This window comes from Cetobacterium sp. (assembly GCF_051653945.1).
Classification (GTDB): Bacteria; Fusobacteriota; Fusobacteriia; order Fusobacteriales; family Fusobacteriaceae; genus Cetobacterium_A.
On sequence record NZ_JBOFXD010000121.1, the window covers coordinates 1 to 23,091 of the forward strand.

General features: G+C 26.5%; 23 protein-coding genes and 1 pseudogene. 2 read left to right on the top strand and 22 right to left on the bottom strand.

The features are described 5' to 3' along the window. Window positions 1–31: 31 nt before the first annotated feature. Window positions 32–926, top strand: a pseudogene (locus tag ACRC8M_RS13505) (IS256 family transposase). Between the two features lie 680 nt (window positions 927–1,606). Further along, window positions 1,607–2,332, top strand: a complete 726-nt coding sequence (locus tag ACRC8M_RS13510) for a Fic family protein (protein ID WP_438529616.1) — start codon at window positions 1,607–1,609, stop codon at window positions 2,330–2,332. Window positions 2,333–2,587: 255 nt separating this feature from the next. On the opposite strand, the gene ACRC8M_RS13515 is transcribed toward ACRC8M_RS13510, so the two are convergent. The 22 genes from ACRC8M_RS13515 to ACRC8M_RS13620 form a co-directional block, all read right to left on the bottom strand. Continuing rightward, window positions 2,588–3,382, bottom strand: coding sequence for a hypothetical protein (locus tag ACRC8M_RS13515; RefSeq protein WP_438529617.1), 795 nt, complete (start codon window positions 3,380–3,382; stop codon window positions 2,588–2,590). A gap of 2 nt (window positions 3,383–3,384) precedes the next feature. Next, the gene (locus ACRC8M_RS13520; protein ID WP_438529618.1) at window positions 3,385–4,338 is read right to left on the bottom strand and encodes an ATP-binding cassette domain-containing protein; all 954 of its coding nucleotides are present in this window, start codon (window positions 4,336–4,338) and stop codon (window positions 3,385–3,387) included. Then, a complete protein-coding gene (locus ACRC8M_RS13525) occupies window positions 4,307–5,791 on the bottom strand; it encodes a DUF262 domain-containing protein (RefSeq protein ID WP_438529619.1) in 1,485 nt (494 codons plus the stop codon). Before ACRC8M_RS13525 ends, ACRC8M_RS13520 begins: the two co-directional genes overlap by 32 nt. A 109-nt stretch (window positions 5,792–5,900) precedes the next feature. Then, the gene (locus ACRC8M_RS13530) at window positions 5,901–7,436 is read right to left on the bottom strand and encodes a restriction endonuclease subunit S (protein ID WP_438529620.1); all 1,536 of its coding nucleotides are present in this window, start codon (window positions 7,434–7,436) and stop codon (window positions 5,901–5,903) included. Continuing rightward, on the bottom strand, window positions 7,429–8,856 hold the full coding sequence (locus ACRC8M_RS13535; protein WP_438529621.1) for a type I restriction-modification system subunit M: 1,428 nt from the start codon (window positions 8,854–8,856) through the stop codon (window positions 7,429–7,431). Before ACRC8M_RS13535 ends, ACRC8M_RS13530 begins: the two co-directional genes overlap by 8 nt. A 12-nt stretch (window positions 8,857–8,868) precedes the next feature. After that, window positions 8,869–12,135 (bottom strand): type I restriction-modification system endonuclease, encoded by a 3,267-nt coding sequence (hsdR, locus tag ACRC8M_RS13540; protein ID WP_438529622.1) that lies wholly within the window; start codon window positions 12,133–12,135, stop codon window positions 8,869–8,871. Window positions 12,136–12,262: 127 nt separating this feature from the next. After that, window positions 12,263–12,388 (bottom strand): hypothetical protein, encoded by a 126-nt coding sequence (locus ACRC8M_RS13545; RefSeq protein ID WP_438529623.1) that lies wholly within the window; start codon window positions 12,386–12,388, stop codon window positions 12,263–12,265. A 274-nt stretch (window positions 12,389–12,662) separates the two neighbouring features. Continuing rightward, window positions 12,663–13,754: a DUF2971 domain-containing protein gene (locus ACRC8M_RS13550; RefSeq protein WP_438529624.1), complete on the bottom strand. Its 1,092-nt coding sequence runs from the start codon at window positions 13,752–13,754 to the stop codon at window positions 12,663–12,665. 366 nt (window positions 13,755–14,120) lie between these two features. Then, window positions 14,121–14,771, bottom strand: coding sequence for a hypothetical protein (locus ACRC8M_RS13555; RefSeq protein WP_438529625.1), 651 nt, complete (start codon window positions 14,769–14,771; stop codon window positions 14,121–14,123). Next, complete coding sequence (locus tag ACRC8M_RS13560) at window positions 14,772–15,863, bottom strand: hypothetical protein (protein WP_438529626.1); 1,092 nt, start codon at window positions 15,861–15,863, stop codon at window positions 14,772–14,774. 650 nt (window positions 15,864–16,513) lie between these two features. After that, entirely contained in the window at window positions 16,514–17,395 is an 882-nt protein-coding gene (locus ACRC8M_RS13565) for a hypothetical protein (protein WP_438529627.1), read from the bottom strand. Window positions 17,396–17,470: 75 nt separating this feature from the next. Further along, complete coding sequence (locus ACRC8M_RS13570; protein WP_438529628.1) at window positions 17,471–18,556, bottom strand: hypothetical protein; 1,086 nt, start codon at window positions 18,554–18,556, stop codon at window positions 17,471–17,473. Between the two features lie 29 nt (window positions 18,557–18,585). Beyond that, the gene (locus tag ACRC8M_RS13575) at window positions 18,586–18,708 is read right to left on the bottom strand and encodes a hypothetical protein (protein ID WP_438529629.1); all 123 of its coding nucleotides are present in this window, start codon (window positions 18,706–18,708) and stop codon (window positions 18,586–18,588) included. A gap of 139 nt (window positions 18,709–18,847) precedes the next feature. After that, a complete protein-coding gene (locus ACRC8M_RS13580; RefSeq protein ID WP_438529630.1) occupies window positions 18,848–19,345 on the bottom strand; it encodes a hypothetical protein in 498 nt (165 codons plus the stop codon). A gap of 166 nt (window positions 19,346–19,511) precedes the next feature. Then, the gene (locus ACRC8M_RS13585; RefSeq protein WP_438529631.1) at window positions 19,512–19,652 is read right to left on the bottom strand and encodes a hypothetical protein; all 141 of its coding nucleotides are present in this window, start codon (window positions 19,650–19,652) and stop codon (window positions 19,512–19,514) included. Then, entirely contained in the window at window positions 19,652–20,284 is a 633-nt protein-coding gene (locus ACRC8M_RS13590; protein WP_438529632.1) for a hypothetical protein, read from the bottom strand. The genes ACRC8M_RS13585 and ACRC8M_RS13590 overlap by 1 nt, the downstream gene beginning before the upstream one ends. After that, window positions 20,277–20,495 carry a hypothetical protein gene (locus ACRC8M_RS13595; RefSeq protein WP_438529633.1) on the bottom strand — a complete coding sequence of 73 codons (219 nt, stop codon included), beginning with the start codon at window positions 20,493–20,495 and terminating at the stop codon, window positions 20,277–20,279. Before ACRC8M_RS13595 ends, ACRC8M_RS13590 begins: the two co-directional genes overlap by 8 nt. A 14-nt stretch (window positions 20,496–20,509) precedes the next feature. Next, a complete protein-coding gene (locus ACRC8M_RS13600) occupies window positions 20,510–21,037 on the bottom strand; it encodes a JAB domain-containing protein (RefSeq protein WP_438529634.1) in 528 nt (175 codons plus the stop codon). Further along, a complete protein-coding gene (locus ACRC8M_RS13605; RefSeq protein ID WP_438529635.1) occupies window positions 21,034–21,489 on the bottom strand; it encodes a hypothetical protein in 456 nt (151 codons plus the stop codon). Before ACRC8M_RS13605 ends, ACRC8M_RS13600 begins: the two co-directional genes overlap by 4 nt. A 53-nt stretch (window positions 21,490–21,542) precedes the next feature. Further along, a complete protein-coding gene (locus tag ACRC8M_RS13610) occupies window positions 21,543–21,740 on the bottom strand; it encodes a hypothetical protein (protein WP_438529636.1) in 198 nt (65 codons plus the stop codon). Window positions 21,741–21,752: 12 nt separating this feature from the next. Next, window positions 21,753–22,247, bottom strand: a complete 495-nt coding sequence (locus ACRC8M_RS13615) for a siphovirus Gp157 family protein (protein ID WP_438529637.1) — start codon at window positions 22,245–22,247, stop codon at window positions 21,753–21,755. Between the two features lie 180 nt (window positions 22,248–22,427). Beyond that, window positions 22,428–23,051: a Rad52/Rad22 family DNA repair protein gene (locus tag ACRC8M_RS13620; protein ID WP_438529638.1), complete on the bottom strand. Its 624-nt coding sequence runs from the start codon at window positions 23,049–23,051 to the stop codon at window positions 22,428–22,430. Window positions 23,052–23,091: the final 40 nt, after the last annotated feature.

Below are 23,091 nucleotides of genomic sequence, written 5' to 3' on the forward strand. Positions count from 1 at the left end.
TAATTAAATTAATAACTGAGGAGGTTTTTTTATGGCTAGAAAAAATTCAGAAGTAAATCCACTTGTTAAACAATTAATTGAACAAAATAAAATTAAATCTGCTGATGATGCTCAAGATTTTATGAAAAATATGTTTAAAGATATGGTTAATATCTTGATGCAAGCTGAATTTGATGAATCTATTGGATATGATAAATATGACAGAGAATCAAGCGCTAATACTACTAACAGTAGAAATGGGTATAATTCTAAGCAAGTTAATACCTCTCTTGGAAAAGTTCAAGTTGATATTTCTAGAGATAGAGAGGGGCAGTTTGAATCAACAGTTGTTCCTAAATATTCTAGAGATATCTCTGATATTGAAGATAAAATTATCTCTATGTATGGGCGTGGAATGACTATTTCTGAGATTAATGCTCATCTTGAAGAGATTTATGGATTAACATTTTCAGCATCACAAATTAGTAGAATAACTGATAGAGTTTTCGAAGAGATAGATACTTGGAAAAATAGACCATTACAAAAATGCTATCCTTTTGTATTCATGGACGCAATATATTTTAATATTAAAAGTAATGGAAAAGTTTCAAATAGAGCTGCATATGCTGTTTTAGGAATAGATTTAGAAGGAAAAAAAGATATTTTAAGTATTGTAATAGGAGAGAATTATCGCATTTTTTTATTTTCCTATGGAAATTAGAAAGATGATCTACACTACCAATATAATTGAAAGTTTAAATAGTCAATTTAGAAAAGTTAGTAATTCTAGATCTGTTTATCCTAGTGAAGATACTTTGTTAAAGGTCCTTTTTCTTTCTAGTAAAAATATTATGAAAAAATGGAACCAAAAAGTAAGAGGATGGGAAGGAATCCTAAGAATGTTAGCAATAGAGTATGAAAGTCGTTTAGAGAAATATTTGAAATAAAAAAGCTATCTTAGCAACAAGTACCTTGGAGTACCCAATCTAAGATAGCCTATTTGGACATTTAAAATTTGATAGCTAAGAAGTAAATTTACACTAAATTTGGTACACTCCCACGCTAAATTTAAAAAATATAAACTTTAAAACTTTTTTATAAAACCTGCAGTCTAAATATTATAATAAGTGTTAAAAGTAATAAATAATTTAATCCCCCCAGATAAGAACCTCTCTCCCCCAGAGGTTCTTATTATTTTTTGATATTTTCATAAATATATTCTCTTTCTATACAACTTAATTAATCTAATTTTGTTACTAAATTGTTACCAAAATAAAAAAAATATGATAAAATTTAGTGATAATCTTAATTATAATAACCTAAAAAATAGTAAAAAAATACCAATTAGACTAATAACCAAATTAATCAAGAGGAGGAGATATGAGAAAATTAATAATGCACTACGATATGGACGGTCATTTTTCTTTTTAGTACTTCCTTTTATTTACAAGGCTTATCAATGGTCTATTTTATTAATTGTTAGCTACATGTTAGCTATGTCAAAAAAAGAGAGGATTTTTATAAAATTTTTCTAACTTTTCTAAAACTCAATTTTATATTCTAAGATTGTATTTAGATAGATTAAATATTATAATATTACTATAATCATTAAAAGTGAGGTGTTATCATGAATAATAAATTAGAGAAAATTTACGAATTAAAAAATGAACTAGATCATAGAAGACCTCTTAATCAAGGTGAAATAAAAAGAATAAAAGAAAATTATATAATTAAAAATACATATAACTCAAATGCTATTGAAGGAAACACTCTTACTGAAATGGAAACTAGAGTTATTATTGAAACTGGAATTACTGTTGCTAAAAAAACTTTAAGAGAACATTTAGAAGTAAAAAATCATGCTGAAGCTTTATTTTTTATTGAAGATTTAAAAAAAGTAACTTTATCTGAATATATTATAAAATCTATTCATGCTATTATTTTAGATGGAATTGATAGAGCTAATGCAGGAAAATATAGAAGTGTTGATGTTAGAATTGGGGGTGCTACTCATGATGTTACCAGTTCTCATTTAATTCCTCAAGAAATGAATGATTTATTGGCTTGGTATACTTCTGAACCTATTACTATTAACAGAATTATTGAATTTACTTGTAAGTTTATTAATATCCATCCATTCATTGATGGAAATGGTAGAACTTCAAGATTATTAACTAATCTTGAGCTTCTAAAGCTTGGATATCCTCCTATAACTATTTTGGCTACTGATAGATTAGAATACTATCAAGCTCTTGATAAAAGCTACTATAAAGATTATGAAGAAGCCTACGACTTCTTTTATAATTGTATAATTGAAAGTTTAAATGAATATTTAAGTTTTACAACTTTTTAAAAATAAGAATTTCTATGTAGTTAAAAAAATATCATTTTTATTGATATATTTTGATATTTTATTCTTTTTGTGAACATCCACTTTAGTTTCTTAATAACACAATAACTTACATTATTAAAATAATTTTATTTCTATTAATACTCTTTTTTACTTCTTATGTTAGAATTCTTTCAAATTAGTAATAATGAAAAGAGGTTGGACAGTAAGGTCAACCTCTTTAATTCTTTCTATTTCTTTATTTAAATTATAACTTTTTTATTCTAAAACTTCTAGCAAAGTTATCATTTCTATCAATTCATCTCTTTTTTGAACTTCACCTTTACTACATTTTAGAATTCCACAATTTTCTAAATATTCTAAAAATTCATCATCCAAACTTGATTCTGAGAATTGCTTAATATGGTTTTTTAAACTACTGCATTTTAAAAAATTAGTTTTATACATACTCTTAAAAATATTAGTAAATATAATATCTACTCTCGAATTTAAGTCAAATTTTTCAATATATTTACTATCTCCTATAAAAACTTTAAATAATAAATCAAACTCAATTGTAGGATAATGTCTATAATTTCTGCTTGATAAATTATAATCAAAATTTTCATCTTTAAAATAAGTCAAAGAATCTTCAAAAGAACAGCTCATATCATTTCTTGTACTCAATTTACAATTAATATCTAAAAAACACAGATCACCTCTTAGCAACTCACTACTATTTACCTTTGTTTTTTTTCCATTACAAATTCTACAAATAGGAATGATATTTTTTTTGCATTTTTTAGTGCTCTCTTTCGTTATTGATTGATTTATAATATGCTCTCTTTCAAAATAGATTCCATTACTATGATTTATTTCTAGAGAAAATCCACAAATATAACATTTATTTTTTGAAATCTCTAGTAACTCTTTCATATATCTATCGCTTTGCTGTGTTCCTTTTGCAAAATAATCTTTCTGATTAAAATTAACTGTATAACATAAGTGCCTATCACTGTCAACTATCTCTCGGTACTTATTATAATCATATATATAAAATGGTATCTTTATCATAACTATAATCCAATACTCCTTTTTAAAGAGTTATATATAACCTTCTCTTTAAAAGATAAAGTTTCATAATTTAAAGTCCCAAAAATTCTTTCATTAAAAGAACCTTTCTCCAAATAATCTTTATATAAACTCACTAATGTTTTTAATTTTTCACTTATATAGTGCTCTCTCGTAGAAGCATCAAATACAGCTTTCTCTAATCTATCTTTTGTTGGAAAATCTTGTGAATAGTAAACTTTAATCACTTTTCCTCTTTGAATTTTCAAAATTTTATAATTTTCTGGTAAATTAAATACTGTTTCAGAATTATGTGTTACTAATACTATCGCTGCTTCAGATTTTTTAATTTTTTTAATATTTTCTAAAAAATTAACAAAATTAGTTTTATGATTATAATCAATAGAGTCATCAGCTTCATCTAATAGGATATACTTTATTTGGGGAGTCAATAGTTTGTATAAAATAACAAAAGTTCTTATTAAAGAAATATATCCACTCGATTCTAATTCTACAAACCCTTCTGAATCCTGATCTTTTATTAAAACTCTATCTTCTACTCTAATCTCTATATCTAGGAATTCTTTTAAAAGCATGTTATACTCATCCTCATGATTAGCTAGCTCTCCATATATCAACTGACTTATTGGTGATTCATTTAACAAATCATTTTTATAATCAATTTTTATTTCTGTTTCTATTAGTGAAGATAGATCAGACTCCACCCCTTCCTTAAATTCAGCATCTTCTCCTATTTTCCCTTGAGTCATTTCTTTACTCAAAAATATAAACTCTTTAGCTGAATATTCATATGCAGGCTTTTTCTTTCCTTCTATTCTTGAAAAAATGTCCAGTAATTGATATGTTTTTCCAGAATTATTCTGTCCCACAACAACATACCCTGATAGCCTTAAGTCATTTTTTTGGTCATCTGTTATTAAATCCACTACATTTTGCATAAGTTTCAACAACCTCCCCTAACATTTTTTTCAACTCCTGCAACCTTATTGAACTTAAAAGACCATTGTCTTTTATATCATAATTTAATATCTCATTTGAAATTTTTATCTCTGAGTAATTAAAATTTTCTTTTTCTAATATCTTATAGTATTTTAAAATTATATAAATACAGATATAGTTCTTTATTTTTCCAGTTCCTTCAAAACTTATTTCAAAAAATCTTTTTAAAGTTTCAAACTCTAAATTTAAAAGTTCGGTATTACTTCCATTTATAGATATATAGTCTGAATAATTATTTATTATCTCTTCTGACTTCTCTTCTATAATATCATTTGTTGTAAATATCTCTTCATCTAATATAAACTTTAATTTATCTTTTAAATTATAATAATATGATAAAAATTTAAATAGTTGCTTCACGTCCTCTTGTCCTGATTGCTTTGTTCTTATTCTATTCCAAACTTCATTTTTAACTTTTCTACTACCTGGAATTCTTCCTGTTTCTTTATTATAATCATTTATTTTTTTATATAAGAGATTTTTATAATAAATTCCATTTCTTATTTCTTGAGCTGTTAATGGACTTCCAGCACTATTATATAATCTAAATATATCAACAGCTTCTGATGGATTATCTCCTTTTACTAATATAAACCCTAGCTCTTTTGTCAATATTTTACTTTTTTGTTTTTCTGTTAAAATACCTTTATTTTTCTGGCTAACACGATAGCTTATATTTAAAGTTTTTTTATTATTTTCGCTGTCAAATATATCCACTTCAAATACCTCGTCAACTGTTAGTTTAAATTTTTGTTCTAAAATATTTTTAGCATTTTTTATCTCATCTAGTCTTTTTTCTAAGTCCAAATTTTCTAACTGTCTCAAAGCTTCTCTTTCGTAAACCTCAGGATTATAATAATAATTACAATACTTAACAATTTCATTCATATTTTCACTATAATTTATTTTTCTTACTTTATATTTAGGAAAAATACCATAGTAATACATTAGTAAACTCGTCAATCTTTGTTGTCCATCAATTATAAGTTTTATATTCCTTTGTTTCTCCTCTTCCCTAGAGCTGTAGGCATAAAGTTTTGGAATAGGGATATCTCTCAAAATAGATAAAATAAACTCTCCAACCTTTTTTTTATCCCAAACATACATTCTTTGAAATTCAGGCATTTGCATTTTTTGTTTAGAAAATTCTTCAATTAAATACTCTATCTCATAACTTACTTCTGAGTAACTTGTTGTTTTGCTTATATAGTTATTGAAAACTTCCGCTTCATTTTTTGATAATAATTTACACAACTCTTGATATTTTAATTCTATTTCTTCTTCTGTAGCTTCATTTATAAAATCTTTTATCTCTTGAATATCTTCAATTTCATCTTTATTTTCTTCTAATAATTCAAGTGTTTTTTCAATTAATTTTTTTCTATTCTCCATTTCAACCTCCAAGTTTTAGCTTTATTCAGTTTATCTTATTATAGCTTCTACTTTAGAATATTTATCACTCATCAATCATATCTCACCTATAGTTTTATCTTTTAAAATTTTATTTCTCCAAGATATTCTTCAATACTTCAAGTGAAGGAACGTCTTCAAGATTTCCTGTCCCCAGTTCACCTCTAAACGCCTTATCTAGAATTGATTTTTCTAAAAGCTCAATCATCTCTTCTATCTCTAGGATTTCATTGATTTTATCTTCTTTTTCTAAAACATTATCTAAAATTCTTACTATCTCTTTTTGTTCTTCTATTGGAGGTAATGCTACCTTTTGTTCTTTCATATCTGTTAAATGATAATTTTTTATAACTCCACCTTTTATATCACTATCTATATTTATTTTATTCATGTAATCATCTATGCCATAACATAAATATTCACTTAAAATAATATTTTTATAGTTTTTTATTAAAGCTACACTTACGAATAAACTAAATTCTTTTTTTGTTTTAACTACCGCTGTCCTTCCTATAGTCCCTGATTTAGTTATTAGTATATCACCTAATTCTGGATTGCATCTTTTATATAAAATTTCATGCTCTTCTTTTGAGATATATTTTACATCACTAAAATTTATATTTCCATTTTTTATATTTTTAACAGAAATAAATGGTATTCCATTTTCTATATATGTAGGTGTTTTATGCGCTCCATCTGTTATTTTTGAAGTAATTGTTGACATTTTTATCCATTCCCAATTTTCTGGTATTTCATAAGGTTGTTCTTCTTTTGGGATAGCCATTTCTTCCACTGACTGTAATTTAGGTTTTAACGGTCTCTTTTTCCCTTCTTCTAATGCTTTTTCACATTCTTCTTCCCATAATCTAATTTTTTCTTTGTTTAAATTTTCTAATAAAATTTTAGAACTTTCTATTGAATTAGATTCACGCCATTTTCTTGTTAGTTCTCCACTAAATGCTAAATTTAAAATACTAGCTCTTCTATTTTCAAAAGTTTCTTTTGCTTGTGCTATTAATTCCTTAGCTTCGTTTATTCTTCCAAGCATAGAGTCTAATTTTTTTACTATTCTTTCTTGCTCTTCTAATGAAGGTAATGGAACTTTAAAATTTTCTATTCTAAAAATTGCTAATTTAGGTTGACCACTAGAAACTATCGATTTAGATATTTCATTTTTTATAAAAGAACTTTCTAGATAATTTAAAAGATATTTCTTTTTTACATAATGTAAATTTGTTAATTTCACTGCATTTTCAGTTAAATGAGAATTATTTAATTCTTCTGGAATTAACCCAACCTTACCTATTGTCCCAGCAATTGACATATATATATCTTTATTTGTAATCTTATATTTTTCAATTTTTTTTGAAACTTCATCTGTTATATATTTTAAATTATTTAAATTTATTGTTTTATTTTCAAAATCTGTAACTCTTAAATAAAAATTAGCCGTCTTTTTTTCAGAGTAAGAATACCCTTTGGGTATTCTTTTTCCTCCTTTAACTTCACAGATTCCTTTTAATTTAATCCACTTCCAACTACTTGGTATTACATATGGTTGGTCTTTGACTAATATAAGAGCCTCTTTTAGTTTGTCTTCTATTGTTACCTCTTTTTTCTTACTCATTGCTTTCAACTCCACAAATATGAAGTTCTTTTATAACTCCTCTTAATAAATCCATAGCTTCTTCTAATTTTGATATAGCTTCCTCTGCACTATCAATCGGATTTGGTAAATCTTCTGAATCTATAATACTTTCATCCTTTATAAGTCCTAAATCTAAAGAGTAATCTTTTTTTACAATATCATCTAGTGAGAATCTATTCCATCTCTCGATTTTTTCTTTCTCTTCTTCATTATTAAAAGTTCTTTCAAACTCTTCAAAATGCTCTTTTGTCAATGGTGTTGTCTTTCCAAAATTAGGCATATTGGTTCTTAAATCATAGTACCAAATCTCTTTAGTATTCCCATGTTCTGTAACTCCTCTATCAAAGAATAAAACATTTGTTTTTACTCCTTGTGCATAAAATATTCCCGTAGGTAATCTTAATATTGTATGAACATTACATTTATTCAACAAATCAATTCTTATATCCTTACCAACTCCACCTTCAAATAAAACATTGTCTGGAATTATTACTGCTGCTCTCGATTTTCCATTTTTCTTTAGTGAGTTGTAAATTATTTGCATAAAGTTTAATTGCTTATTTGATGTTTCATGCATTAAATCATCTCTTGTTGCTCTTTCTCCACCTTTCTTAGTTCCAAATGGTGGATTAGATAATATTAAATCATAGTTTTTTAAAGATTTTCCTAACTCAGATAAAGTATCTCCTTGGATAAAATAATTACTATCTATTCCATGTAATAAAGCATTCATAACACCAAGTCTATGAGTATCTGGAACTAGTTCACAAGCTGAAAAAGCTTCTTTTTCTTGAAACTCGTATTGCTCTGCTGTTAATGTAAAATAATTATCTGTTTTACTTTTTAAATATTTATCTGCTTCTATTATAAATCCAAATGTTCCACCAGCTGGATCAAATATTCTTTCTCCAATTTCTGGCTTTGTCATTCTAACTATTGAATCTATTAAAACTCTAGGAGTAAAATATTGTCCCGCTCCAGATTTTTTTTCAGAAGCATTCTTTTCTAAAAGTCCTTCATATAAATCTCCTAAATCTTCTTTATCGACAGAATACCAATCTATCTTATCTATTTCACTAAATATCTTTTTTAAGTTAGCAGGTTCTTCTATTTTTGTTTGAGCATTTCTATATATAATTCCTAAACTTCCACTCTTATTACTTAAATCTATTAACATTTGTTGATATGTTTTTTTCAACTCAATTCCATCTAATTTTTTTAATTCATTCCAAGTATATTTATTATCTATACCTATTTTCTTTTCTGTATCTAACTCTGAAGCCATTTTTAAGAATAATATGTATGTTAGTTCTGTAACATATTCATGATATGTTATTCCATCATCTCTTAATACATTACATAAATTCCATAATTTTTGTACAATTTCATTATTTGTCATTTGTTTCTCCCATTAATTTAAAATTAAATCTTGTTTTAATATGCCTATTATTTCATTTAACATCCCATCTAACTGCTTATCAATTCTATTATAGCCACCATACTGTTTAAATTGAGATGTTTCTAAATCATCCTCTGTTAAAATTTCATTATTTTCTAGATATTTTTCTATTCTTTCTAAAATTATTTTTTGTGGTGCTGTCCACCGATTTAATTTTTTTATTTTAGACATAACATCATTAATCTTTTCTTTTTTATCTATTATTGGTGAACCTTTTATAGCATATTTTATAAAAGTCATCATATTTGTTAGAATATCTTCATTCTTTACTATATTATAAGCCACTTCTAAGTTCTTTTGTTTAAATCCTTCTTCATCTAGTAAAGCAATAATCTCTTTCAATTCTTTTCTAGTAAATCTTTCTGGTGACATTTTTAAAAGTTTTAAAGCATCTATTTTATCTTCATTTTCAATAATAAATTCTTTGAAACTCTCTAAATAATCCTCTGGCCTTCTATTTTCAAACTCTTGATAAACTTCTTGAACTTCATCTTCGTGATCTGCTATAACTTGTTTATTTATTCCTAACTTTAAGCTATCTATATAAATTAAAAACTCTTTTTCTTTAATCAGTTCCTCATACATAATTTCTTTTGGAAGATTATTTAAATACTCTACATATTCATCTACACTTGAGACTTCATCTTCCCTTTTAGCATTAAAAAGAGCTTTAATATAATCTTGGCCCCTTTTTTCTAATCTTTTCTTTTTTCTTTGAAGTCTTCCTACTATTTCATCCTTAAAATAGTTAGTAGCTTCTATATTCCCACTAGAACTTTCTAAGTCAGAATATAATTTTTTTATATTTGATTTAGGGTTTGTTACAACTGGCTTCATGTCGCTATGCTCTTCTAAATCTACATAAATGTCAACAGCATCATATATTTTAAAACAATCCTTTCCAATATCATCACATCTTCTTGTAGCTCTTCCTATCATCTGCTCGTATAAAATTCTACTTTTTACTTTTCTTAAAAATACTAAATTAGATATTGCAGGTACATCTACTCCTGTTGTTAATAAATCTACCGTTACCGCTATCGTTGGATAAGGTTCATTTTTAAATTTCTTTATTAGCCTTCCTACATCCTTCACTGAACCTGTTAATTTTTCTATCATATCATTATTCATTTGAGGTTGCCCATAAGTATCAAACTCTTCTTTTAAAATTCTAACAATCATATCTGCATGTTCATCTGTCGCTGCAAATATAAGTGTCTTTTCTGGTCCAAAAGGATTTATATATTTTACTAAAGCCGAGCATACAGCTCTGTTAAATCCTTCTGTTATAACTGTTGTATTGAATTTATCTACATCAAAATCTAATTGATCTTCAATATTCTTTATAACATTTACTTTTTTTGTTTCATTATCATAGATTTTAACATCTGCCCCTTTTTCATAATGAATCCCATCTGATGATAATTTTGTTTTTATAATATAAGGTGGCTCAAAATCTACTAAATATCCATCTAAAACTGCTTGTCTATAAGAATATTGATATACTGGCTCTCCAAATATTTCATATGTATGTAAAGCTGGTGTTGCCGTTAATGCTATTTTATCAGCTTGAAAATAATCAACAACACTTCTATACTTACTTCTATAATCCAACTCGTCCCTAAAGTTCTCTTCATTTTCATCTTGAATTTTATCTAAAATATATCCTCTATGAGCTTCATCTATTATAATACAGTCATACTGTCCTACTGTTGGTTTATTATCTGAGTATAAAATTCTTTTCATTAACCCCTGAACAGTAGCTATATGAACTCTTGTTGTATCCTCTGGAAATTTATCAGTTAAACCTTTTATATCATAAATTTTTGAAATAGGTAACTCACTTTCAATTTTAGCATTATCAAAAGTATCTTTTGTTTGTTCTCCTAAAGTTGATCTATCCACTACAAATAAAACACGCTTATATTTTTCTGCTTTTAATATTCTATAAAGAATAGCTAACGCTGTCCTCGTTTTTCCTGTTCCTGTTGCCATTGTTAAAAGTACTTTATTTTGTCCATTTATCAAAGCATTCTCAACAGCTTTAACTGCATCTATTTGATATGTTCTAAGATTCAACCCTGTACTTGATGATAGGTAATCTAAAGATGTTTCTTTTAATGTGTGATTAGCTAACATCTCATCTTTTTCTAATAGTTCTTTCAAATCTCTTGGAGAATAAAATCCTTTTAATGGTTTTACTGAATTTTTTTCTCTTCTACCATCCAAAAACCATATTCCAGATTTATCTATTAAATGGGGGTTAAAATCTCTTCCATTACTTGAAAACATAAAAGGAGCTTTGTATTTATTTAAAAATGGAGCTCCTTCACATAATTCAACTTCATCTTTTAAAATTAGACCTTCTGAATACATTCGACTATCTCTTTTTAAAGCTCCACCTATATCTACACTATATCTTTTAGCCTCTAGTACTCCATATAACTTTTTACCATAAAACAGTGCGTAATCTACATATCCTACTGCACCATTATCTTTTTCACATGGCCATTCTGCTATGGCTAAAAACTTTTTTGATTCAGGTAAACTTTTTTTAGTTTTATAATTCAAATTTATTGTATCTGCTTCCCACCCTGCATCTATCAACTGTTGATCTATTAAAATTCTAGTTTCTGCTTCTGATAAGTCTACATTATTTTTAATACTTTTTCTAAAATTATTTCTTTCATCAATAGTTTTCACTACTATTTTATCTATATCTATTTTTTCAAATACCTTTTCTTTTTCGTCCTTCTCAACTATTTCTAATAGTTTCTCATAGGCTTCTTTATAATTTATATCTTGTGGACTATGAAAAGATACCTTTGTAGAATCAAATTTTATATCACTTCCATAAAGTTCATTAAACCATGCTGATAGCTTTACTACCAAAGAAAGTAATACTTCCGCTTCTTTTTTGTCTTCAAATCCTTTATGAACAGCGTCGTTTCCTTTTCTTCTTATTAAATGAAGTATATCTTCTATCTCTGGTGATATTAATTCGTTATTCTTTAAGATTCGAATTCTATCTAATTGATTATCACTTTCAACATCTTGCATCCTTTCGGCTTTTATAATTGCCTTTGCGATATATTCACCAAGTTGTCTTATTTTTATCATAGCTGTATTCGGATCATTATTCAGATTATACTCTGCCATCTCTCCAATTCTAGCCAATATATTCCAATCTTTTCTCAAAAAACCAAAGTTACTTTGCATGGAACACTCCCCCTAATATGGTAATTAATATTTTGTATTTTTCAATTATATTTTACCATAAAACTATAATAAAAAGCAAAAAGCTATTGATACTAGATTTACCAATAGCTTTTCTTATATTAACAACTTATTCTTCCCCAAAATAATCTAAATCGATTCTTTTTATTTCGTAAATTTGTTCTGTATATAATCCAACATCTACAAATGCAATCTCTTCTTTCATTGCATTTATATTTTTTAATATCAGTTTCATTACTTTTAATACTCTAGCTATACTTTGGAAAAAATTATGGTCTACTTTTCTTATCTCTAAATTTTCTTACACTATAATACCATAAAAAAAAAAAGTGGATTGTCCACTTTTAAGTTAAATTAATATATTCTGCTTGTAACTAAAATCTATCTCACATTACTAATTAAATTATTAAGAACTTTTTTAATTTATATTTCTCTTATTTAACAATAGTCATTTAATCTATATTATTCGGTTAAAATTTTAATAAAAAATTATTAAACAAATTGGTTAACTAATTAAACTTAGCATCTTTATTTAATTCAAATTTTAATTTATAACTATCTTCTTCTATTTTAGAAATAAATAAATCAATATTTTTTTCTCTGATTATCTCTTCTATTTTTTCTATTTCTTCTTTAGACATTTTACAACCACAATACACTGCTTTTATTGGAAAAAATTTTATAATCTGATCTGGATACTCCTGTTTTAACAAAGCTAATCTCCATTCCTTCTCATAAGACCATACGTGATATTTTCTTAAGAGCCCTAACAAATACCAGGATAAAAAAGTATCACCATTAAAATTATAATTTATAATTTCTTTTCTATTTTCTGAATACACAACTGGAAATAGGTTATTAAAAGTATTTTTTTCTTCCTCATTAAGTTTTAAGTAATTATTTTTAGCTTCAGATAAATCATACTCTATACAAAATCCTTTATGATTATTAGCATAATGTGACCACATTAAAATATTATCTTTTTCTGTTGTTAAACAAGATACTAAAAATTTATCAGTTAAATTATTTTTTTTCTCTAAAAAATCATCATTTAAAGCCTTTAATATACCATAACAGATTTTATCTGGAACAGGTACTTTTTCAAAGCTATAATTTCTAACTTTATAAATAAAAATACTTAACCTTAATCTTTCTTCTTCTGTATGACAATAATTAAAATTAATAGAAGTTTCTATATCTAAAGTTTTATCAAAGAATTTTTTTAATTTTTCAATCAATAACTCCTTAGAATTATCTTTATTTTCTATACCCATTAATCTAGCATAATAATTTATAAAATAATTCCAATGCTTTTCTCGATTAATATAAATACCACAATCATAAGGGTCATTAAAATTACTAGGATTACTCAAATATATATCATTTGTTTTCAGAGCTAACTGAGAATAATTAATATCTTTATTTATTTCTTTATTAAAGGTTAAAGTATTTGGAAAAAATTTAAATATAGTTTCTGGTTTTTCATAAAAAACTTTTAAAAAAAATTTTTCATTACTATTTGAGAGTTGTTCTAATTCTTCATTTGAAATTGCTTTTCCATTTATTAGATTATAATTCATAAAATCTATATTATTTATCATAATTTTCTCCTCTCAAAATCTATAATGCAAAAGAGAGTCCAACAAATTTAAATGAAATTTACCTAACAAAATATTTATGTGAATATTTCTTCTATTCATATTTTACTTGATAAAACTCCATATATTCTCATTAGTTAGTTTTGTATTTTTACTAGATTATATCTCACATTCTTTCTTTTTTCAATAAATCCCTTTGATTGATGATTTCCCACTAAATAAAATTACAGTAATTTTAAGAAAAACCTTGACAAATATACTTTTTTGTTTTATCCTATCTTTGATAGGATAAAACAAGATTTTCATAAAAACATATATAATAACAAAATTTTTAAAAAATATTTTTGGATTTTTTTAATTTTTTTTATTTTAATAATATCCATATCCAGATAACGTAATTTTTCTGATAAAATTATCATCCATCTCAATCTCCACTTTATTAAATTTCCTAATTTTTCCTAGATACACGCATTTATATCTGTTGTAGCTATTATTAATAAATTCTTCCTCCGTTAGATCTATGCTGAAATTATCCAATAACCTCAAATACGAATTTTGCAAAATTACTGAAACATCATACAAAGTTATTTTTCTAGCTCTCTTCACTCCTATATTACTTCTTATTTTTATTAAATTATCTGGATTATTTTTTGATAAGTTATACCTTACAAACACTGGTTTTAATAAACTGTGAACATCTTGTAAACTTAATCCAGATGAAAACCTAGCTATAGCTTGGTTCCAATCAACGATTCGGTTATCTATTAAAAAAGCCATAAAAGAATCTGAAATAGTTATATAACCTTGTAATAAAGTTGTTGGTAATGTATTGTATTTTAAATACTCATATTTCATCTCACCATAGTTTTCACCATAATTGGGGAATACAGTTTTTATAGCCGTATCGTAATCTACATTTTTTTCTCCTAATATTTCATTCATATAAATTCTACCTTTTTCTGTTATTATAGCTTGTTCTATAACCATTTTTTGCTCTGGGGCTTTATTTTCTAAATACATTTATTTTTCACCTCTTATTTTTATTAAATCTTTTTGGATCTTTTCAAAAGTTTCTTTCATATTGAAAAATTTTATTCCTGTTGCCTTTTCATATATTTTTAAAATTTCTCTAATAGTTGAACACGCTTGGTATGCTGAATTCAAGTTATCCGTAGTTTCCATTACAGCTTTTCTAACTAATTCGTAATCCCATATTTCATCAATGAATCTATAGATAAATGCCTGATAATTAAAATTAGGGTATTCTCTTTCCTTTTTTATAGTTTCCTTTAGCCACTCTATCCTATCTTTAGAAGCACTATCAAATAACTCTTTATTAAATAGATTATTGAGTATATCATCCGCAAACTGCTGAACATAAGCATTGAATATATCAAACTCCATAAAATCCAATACTTCAAAAGGTTTTCTTCTAATCCTTTTACTAGCTTCAATCCTAACCCGTCTTGGCAAATCTGGATATTTCTGTAAAATGGAATGTAACCGCAACGAATCTTTACTATAATAATCACAAAACTTCCTATACTGATTGTAGATTACTATTTTTCTATTATATGCTCCTACATTTTGTGTGTCGCTAAATATTAATGTTTCTACCTCATTATTTCCTGTAACAGATACATTTTTAGGTATTGAAAATGGATTCCTTTTTATATAAATACTATTTAATAACTGATATAAGTTTCTATATCCATTAAAACTATCACCACTATTAAGCAAATGTGTAAAAGCCACATCTACTCTTTTAATCTTTATCGCTACATTTGCTTCAAACCATCCTAGCAATACTTCAGCATTAGCTCTTACTCCAACACCTATCCCTTCAAAATAAATAAACTTTTCTATTGCTTCTATAAAAGCTTCATTGACCTTTAAGCACTCTTCTTTAGTTGTTATTAGATAAGCATTGGTATTATCAAAGAATCTAGGATAGGATAATCTAATACTCAAACTTTTTCCATCACTCTCCTTTAGCAAATCATAATAGCTTCCTTTACTAAAAAATTTCCTTAACAAATTAAATATCTCAACTTCAATATAATCACCTACCGTATTTTCCAATTCAAAAACAACATTAATCGTATCCAACATTTTTATTCATCCTCCTAAAAAAATAACTCTTTATGTCAGCTGACGCACATAAAGAGCTTCCCTAGAAGAAACAACCCCAAGAAAATTTTACTCACATAACTTCACATCTCTATTTACAGTGAGTGTAGTTCTACCAAACTTAACTAGCATCCGTCTCAAACTCTTATTTATCAATCATTTTTTAGTTTTTTTATAGCTTTTAACCTTAATTATCTCTATTTTAACTAATTTTACTTTAATATATAAAAAAATAAGATAAGTTTCTATTTAGTGAATCTGTACTAGATAATACAGAATTTCTATGTGTTTAATAATTTTTTTATTAAAGCTGTCCTTCTAATTTACATTCTTTTGTTTAAAAAACTTTATATTTTTAAAGGAAATGATAAAATTAGCTATTTTAAGGGTGTTATAAGGGAATTGCCTATCTAAAGTCATTTGTACCCTGTAAGAGCCGTTTAACAGCATTTTAGAGGGTATTGAGGATTAATAAATGACTCTATTTAGTTTTGAATTTTAAAAGTTATTAATAATTAAAATACATATATCGTTCCTCCTTAGATAGTCGTCACTCTATAATATATATTTATCTCTTTTTACAAAAAAAGAGATTGATATTTTAACCAATCTCTTTCTAATTTATTTTTTATTTAGTTAGCCCAATGCTTTTGTGCTTGTTCAAATATACCTTTTTGGATTTTTATTAAATCATTTAAATTTTCTTTTTCTTCTTTTGTTAATTTTTTAGATAATGCAAACCCTTCTAGTCTTAACTCCATTTCATTAACTTCCATGCTCAAATAATAAGTATCCCCTTCTTCATCAACTTTAAAATTTTTAACCTTCTCATTTAAGTTTTTTAATATAGCTAACAACTCTGACGTGTTTATAGGTTTATCCTCATAATGGTATTCACCACCACCTGCTGAAACCATTTTTATTCTTCCATTTGGATAAAATTCAACCTCATCATACCAAGGTTCATCTTCTATTATTTCTTCTTTTACTATAGGTTTATATCCATATCTATCTATAATATCTAAGTAAACCATCCCTATATCTGCTGTATCTATACTGATCTTTGTGTTATCTTTTTTATTATAAATTTGTATATTTTTTGTATCTAAACTAACATAGTCGCCATCTTGTTCAGTTGGAATCTTTATTAATATTAAATCTGTTGACACTGCTACAACTTTACCTTTTTTAGTTTTTCCATCTATTTTCCATTTTAATTTTTTCATCTCTGGTAATCGAGAATTTTCCCTTTTTATTTGTTCAAGCAATACGTTTGGTGCTACTTGATAAGCTAAGAATATCCCTTGCATTTGATAATCCTCAAAACCTAAAGAATCTTTATTTAATAAATAAAACTCACTCTGTCTTAGCAATCTATTTGCTAAATCTTCAATTTTCTCATTATTATTTGTATTTATACTTTTTACTGTATTTATATAGTCAGAATCACTAACTCCACCACAACCTGTTAATAATCCTAGCATTAAAATAAACAATATCAACATTTTTTTCATTTTATTTTTTCCCCCTTTTTATAATAATTCTATATCTGAAATGCTAAATTATATTTTTATTCTCTGTTGTTCTATCTAAAAATATTTTACTTTCCCCAGTACGTATTCTGGTAAATAGAAATCTTTTTTCTTAACCTTTTCTTTTATTATTATATCTAGTCCATCTATTATCATTTTATTAGCTTCTAAAACTTTATCTATTTGTGTAGATAATTTTTCTTCTCTCTTATCTCCTAATTTTTTTAGTTGTTCTATTTTTTTATCTACATTCCCAGCTTTAGTTGATAGTTCTACTAATCTTTTATTTATATATTTTACTTCGTCAAAGTCTCCTGCTTGTATTGTAAAGCCCAACTCCATATTAGCACAATTATATTCATCCCATATTTTCTTTGATTCTTCTTCTAATTTTTCAAGATTATTATTTTGAATATCTAATATAATATCTAAAGTATCTACAACATCTGAGTTAATAATCCCTTTGTATAATTCTTTTAACTCTTGCAAATCGGAGTCATTTTCATTTAATTCTATTTGTGAAATAACATTTGATTCAAAATTAGTTTTTTGATTCGCAATACTTGAAACAACAAAATTAAATAAAAAATCTTCTGTAATCTCTTCTTTTTCCTCCACTTTTCCTTTAAGTAACAATTCTAAATAATCTAAAAAATTTATATACTCCTCTTTTGAATTTAGCCAAGAACTTCTCCAACCATTTTTTAGCTCTAATACTTCTGTAGCTTTTTTAACAAATTTATCTCCTAAATCTTCAGTTGTTGGATACAACACTATTTTCTCTATTTGATTTTCAACTTCTTTAAATTTTTTAAGAATCTCTTCTTTTCTTCTTTCAATTTCCTCTTGATTTTTATTAATGTTTTCATTCATATTTAAATCTGATACTTTTTTACTTTCTAATAATTCTATCTCTTTTAGTTCTATAGATTTAATTAGAGAGGATTTTTTCAAATTGCTTTTCAATTCTTCTACTTTTGATGTAAACTCTTTAATATTCATGACAGTATTTAACTCTAATTTTAATTCATCTATTTCTTTTTGAATCTTATTAGTATCTTCTACATTTTCTTGCACTTTTACAGTTGTTAACTCTTCAATTTTTAAAATCTCTTGTTCCATTTGTTCTAAAAATTTTTCCATTTATTTCTCCTCCAAGTATTATATATTTTTTAGTTTCCACCTTTATATTCAACATAATGCCCACATCCAGATCCACTCCCAGACCAAACCCTATTCCCTGTTACTTTACAATACTTCCCATCAAAAAATCTACAATTTTTACAAGCTTTCATTATAACCCCTCCATATATTTTTAGATATAATCCAATTAAAAATTATATCTTAATTTATAACTTTTCTCTATTTGAAACTTTTTTAATTTTTTTTAAAATTTCTTCTAGAATAATTTTCAGTTATAGTTATACTAAATTTTCAGAATATTATCCTTAGTTCATTCATATAAAATTCACCTTTATCTGTTCTTAGTTTTATATAATCAGTCATCTGACACCTTTTTATCTCCTCTACAATTACCTCTTCTAATCTATTTCCTATTGAAATGTGGAGTTTCTCCCTTTTCGAGCAATAATCTTTTAAGACAATAAGCTTATCTCTAAAGAGAATAATCTCTCTATAAAAAGGATTTAGATGAGCATATCCAGTAAATATACCTCTAATAAATTTTGGCTCATCTTGAATACCATTACTAATAACCTTATAGTACTCTGTTGTAGATTGAGTTAAAGTAAACTGTAAGTATGTTTTTTGATCTAACTCTTCTCGCTCTATTCCTTCTATCTTTCTAATAGAGAATATTATTAATATCTCATTGCATAGTTTTTCTCTAGTCATATTAAAATGCTTAGAATCTCTATCTAATATATCTAAAATAAGTTTAGACACCATTATTTTTATCCTTTTTTTAGACATTTATCTCCCCTTTCTAATTAATAATTATACCATGTATTTCATGGCGTAGAAATACAACTTCTTCAAAGTAACTTCTCTTTATTTATAAAGGGTTTATCTAAGTTTATATAACAATATTAACTAAAAAATGAGTTGTACTTTTACAACTCATTTATCTTTTTAGCTATTATTCTATCCATGCTTCTATATCACTCTCTATTTCTTTAGTTTCATACAAATCCTCTAAGTAGCTTTCTGCTCTATTTTTACTCTTGAACTCTCCATAGGAATATTCCTCACCATCCAACATTACAATGATTTCATACATTATGCTACCTCTTCTTTGTAATCATAGTCATGAATAATCTCTCCATCTAATATATAGTATCTTCCGTATAGATTAAATCCACACTCCTCATAATATAGCCATATGTCATTTGCCTTTTCTCCTATTGTCTCTTTACAGATATTTACAAAACTTTCAAATAGCTTTAGCGATATTGGACTCCAAGCAGTGCTAAATAAAAGTTCTTCTGTTGTTATTCCAGAAAATAGAGAGTTCCACTTAGTTCCCCAGTTATTTACACACCAGTCATACCACAATACTAACTTTTCTCCTGTGTAGCTTCTTAGTTCCTCATGGGAATATTTTTCATCTACATAACGGTCTATGTTTACTAACTTTCCATCTATTTTAACTTTTAAAATCTCATTTTTAATAATACTTTCTAATAGTTTCTGCTCTAAATTATCTGGATTCTCATAGTAATACTTACTAAACGCTTCTAAAGTATTAGCTTTAAAAGCTCTAAGTAACATGTTATTAGGTCTTTTAACAACCTTGTTGAAGTCAAAATATAGATCTCCAAATTCATCTCTTGATAAAACTTTCTCTTTTATTTTCTCTAGTTCTTCTTGTGTTACATTCAATCTGATTCTATTAAAACAGTAGTTAGGCATTTTTTATTCTCTCCTTTATCTCATTTATTGTATATTGCTGTACATTGAATTCATTTAACAGTTCTTCTAGTTCCTTTACATTCTTAGCTTCTTCTGTATACCATTCTCCCCAAGCTATAATATTTACTACAAATCCATCCCCCGTAATGTCTACTTGAATATCCTTAGTACCCAAGCAATTGATGCTATCTGCTGATATAATCTTATCCATAATCTCATCTCCGCTTAATATTCAATCAGCCCATTTTCATAGAAGCTAAAATGGTTTTCATCACTTATAATGATATGATCCAAGAGCTTAATATCAATTACCTCTAGTAACTCTTTTAATTCTGTTGTAAGCTCAATATCTTTTCTACTTGGTTTCAAATCTCCACTAGGATGATTATGAGCGAATATAACGCCCTTAGTTGCATATTTTAAGGCTCTCTCTACTATCAGTCGAGGATAGACTACACTTCTATCTACAGTGCCTCTAAATAGTGTTTCTTCCCCTAATAAACGATTAGAAGAGCTAAGGTATATAATCTTAAACTCTTCTGTATTTTTTAACGATATATCACTTCTCAAATAATTAAGAAGCTCTGTTTTGCCCTTTACTGTTGCGAGATCTTTCTTTCCTATGTTTCCTTTGCTTATTGTAGTCATTAATTCTTTGAACTGTGATAGCTCCTCATTTATCTCATAAGATTTGATTTTACTTACTACCTCGTCTATATCCTTACATTTTAAAAACTTTAATATTTTCTTCATAAATTTCCTCCTATCTCTATAAAGAATGAATTTCTTTTATCTTCATATTTTTTCATCTCATATAAAAACTCATCACAAGCTTTCTGGTAATTAGTTTCAAGTATTAAGAATATATCTTGTGCTACTCCATACTCTGGGTCTGTCTCTAAATATTCTCTACAACATCTATACTTACTTGTAGGTGGATTTAATGTTAATACCTGAAATGCTCTTAATGGTGGTTTATACAATTTTGCTCTAATCTTTTTCTTTGTTGTAGTTATTCTCATAGCTATTTTCTTCTCTGTACTGAATCCCCTTTGCTCTATATCTCCTTCTAGTAAGAAGTCTCTCTTATATACTTCTAAAGCTTTCTTAAACGATTCAAACTCTTGGATTGTATATTCTGTTATTTTAAACTTCTTAGTATCTTTTGGTTTATGTGCTACTGCTCTATGTAAATAATATTTCATAATTTCCTCCTAAATTAAAAGAGGTCATCTCTAAGGACAACCTCTTTATGATTTTATTTTTTATCTATTCTACTATTAAATATGAAATTCTCTAGCTCTTGGTTATATTCTGTAGTTCCAACCTCATATTCGAAATTTTCCATATATTCACTCTCTGCTCTTTGAAATTCTTCCATCGCTTCATCTAAAGTTTGAAAATATCCTCTAAACTCTAGTTGATATGTTCCATTATATGTATTTACACTATACAAAATATCCTCTCCTTATCTGATCTGTAGTGAATATTTATCTTCTAAATGTACACCTTTTATATTTTTTCCTTGCTTCAATATTTCTGATAACATTCTTTTATCTGGTACTAACTCAATCTTCTTTTGAATATATTTTTTAGGTATAAGGTCTAAATTATCTATTGCTACTGACACACTCTTTCTAAGTCCTAAGTTCCCAAGCTCTGTTTCAATTTTATTTTTGTCTAAATTTAAAAGGATATCTGTTAGATATTTTTTTAAACTATTAACCTTTTTCTCTTTTTGTTTTCTGAGCTTTTCAAGCCTATCTTCCTCTTGTAATAAAACTTCAACCTCTAGAGAAACATTCCTAATGTATTTTATGATGTTACTACTCTTACTTTGTAGCTCATCTTTTAGAAACTCCATTACAAACTCATAGTTTTCTCTATCTCCTTCATTTTGCTCTGACTCTAGAAAAATATCTAAAGTATCTATCATCCCATTAACAATTTCATATGCTTTCATTAACTTCCTCCTCTAAAATAAAACCTCTGGAATAGTGTCCAGAGGTCGCTTAGTATTATCTAATTTTTCTAATGCTTCATATATTTCCATACCAAAACTCCTATTTTTTATTTATTATGCTATCTAAAGCACCTACTGCTGTTCCTACTATAACTAAAACTCCACCTATCATTCCTAACATTACGCAACCTCCTTAAAATTTAATAAATATTTACAAGCATTTATAATCTTTGTATCTTTGCTGTTCGTTGTTAAATATATTAGATAATCCTTATTTTCTTTAAAAACTTCTCCCAAAGTTTTACCTTTGTATTTTCCAAAAGTAAGCTCAATATTTTTAGCTCTCTCTTCCTTTGATTCTTCAATTGAAACATCAGAATGATGTTTATTTATTTTAGGTGTCTCTTTAAAAATATAACTTTTTCCTCTTTGCTCTATTGGCAGCCATTGTCCTTCAACTTCATAAAGATACCTTCCAATACCCCAAACAGAAGCAACTCTTTTAAAAGCACAAGATATTCCACCTTTTATTGCTTCATAATCTGTAGTTCCCGACCCATCCTCTTTAGCTATCCACTCATTATTAATTTTAAGTTCTAGCTTAGCAATAAATCCACCATTTATCTCCTTATATGAAACTCTCCAATTTTCAATTCCTACAACTTCATCTAGCCTATTTTGTATTGCTCTGGCTTGAATGTATGCTAGAGCTAATCCTTTAGTTTTATCTGAGTTAGTAGCACCAACTCTAAATTCTAGTTCATCATCTGAAAATGGTTTTTCTAATTTTTCTTTTAGATTCATTCTAATACCTCCATTCAAAAAATTAAAAAATCCTAAGCTC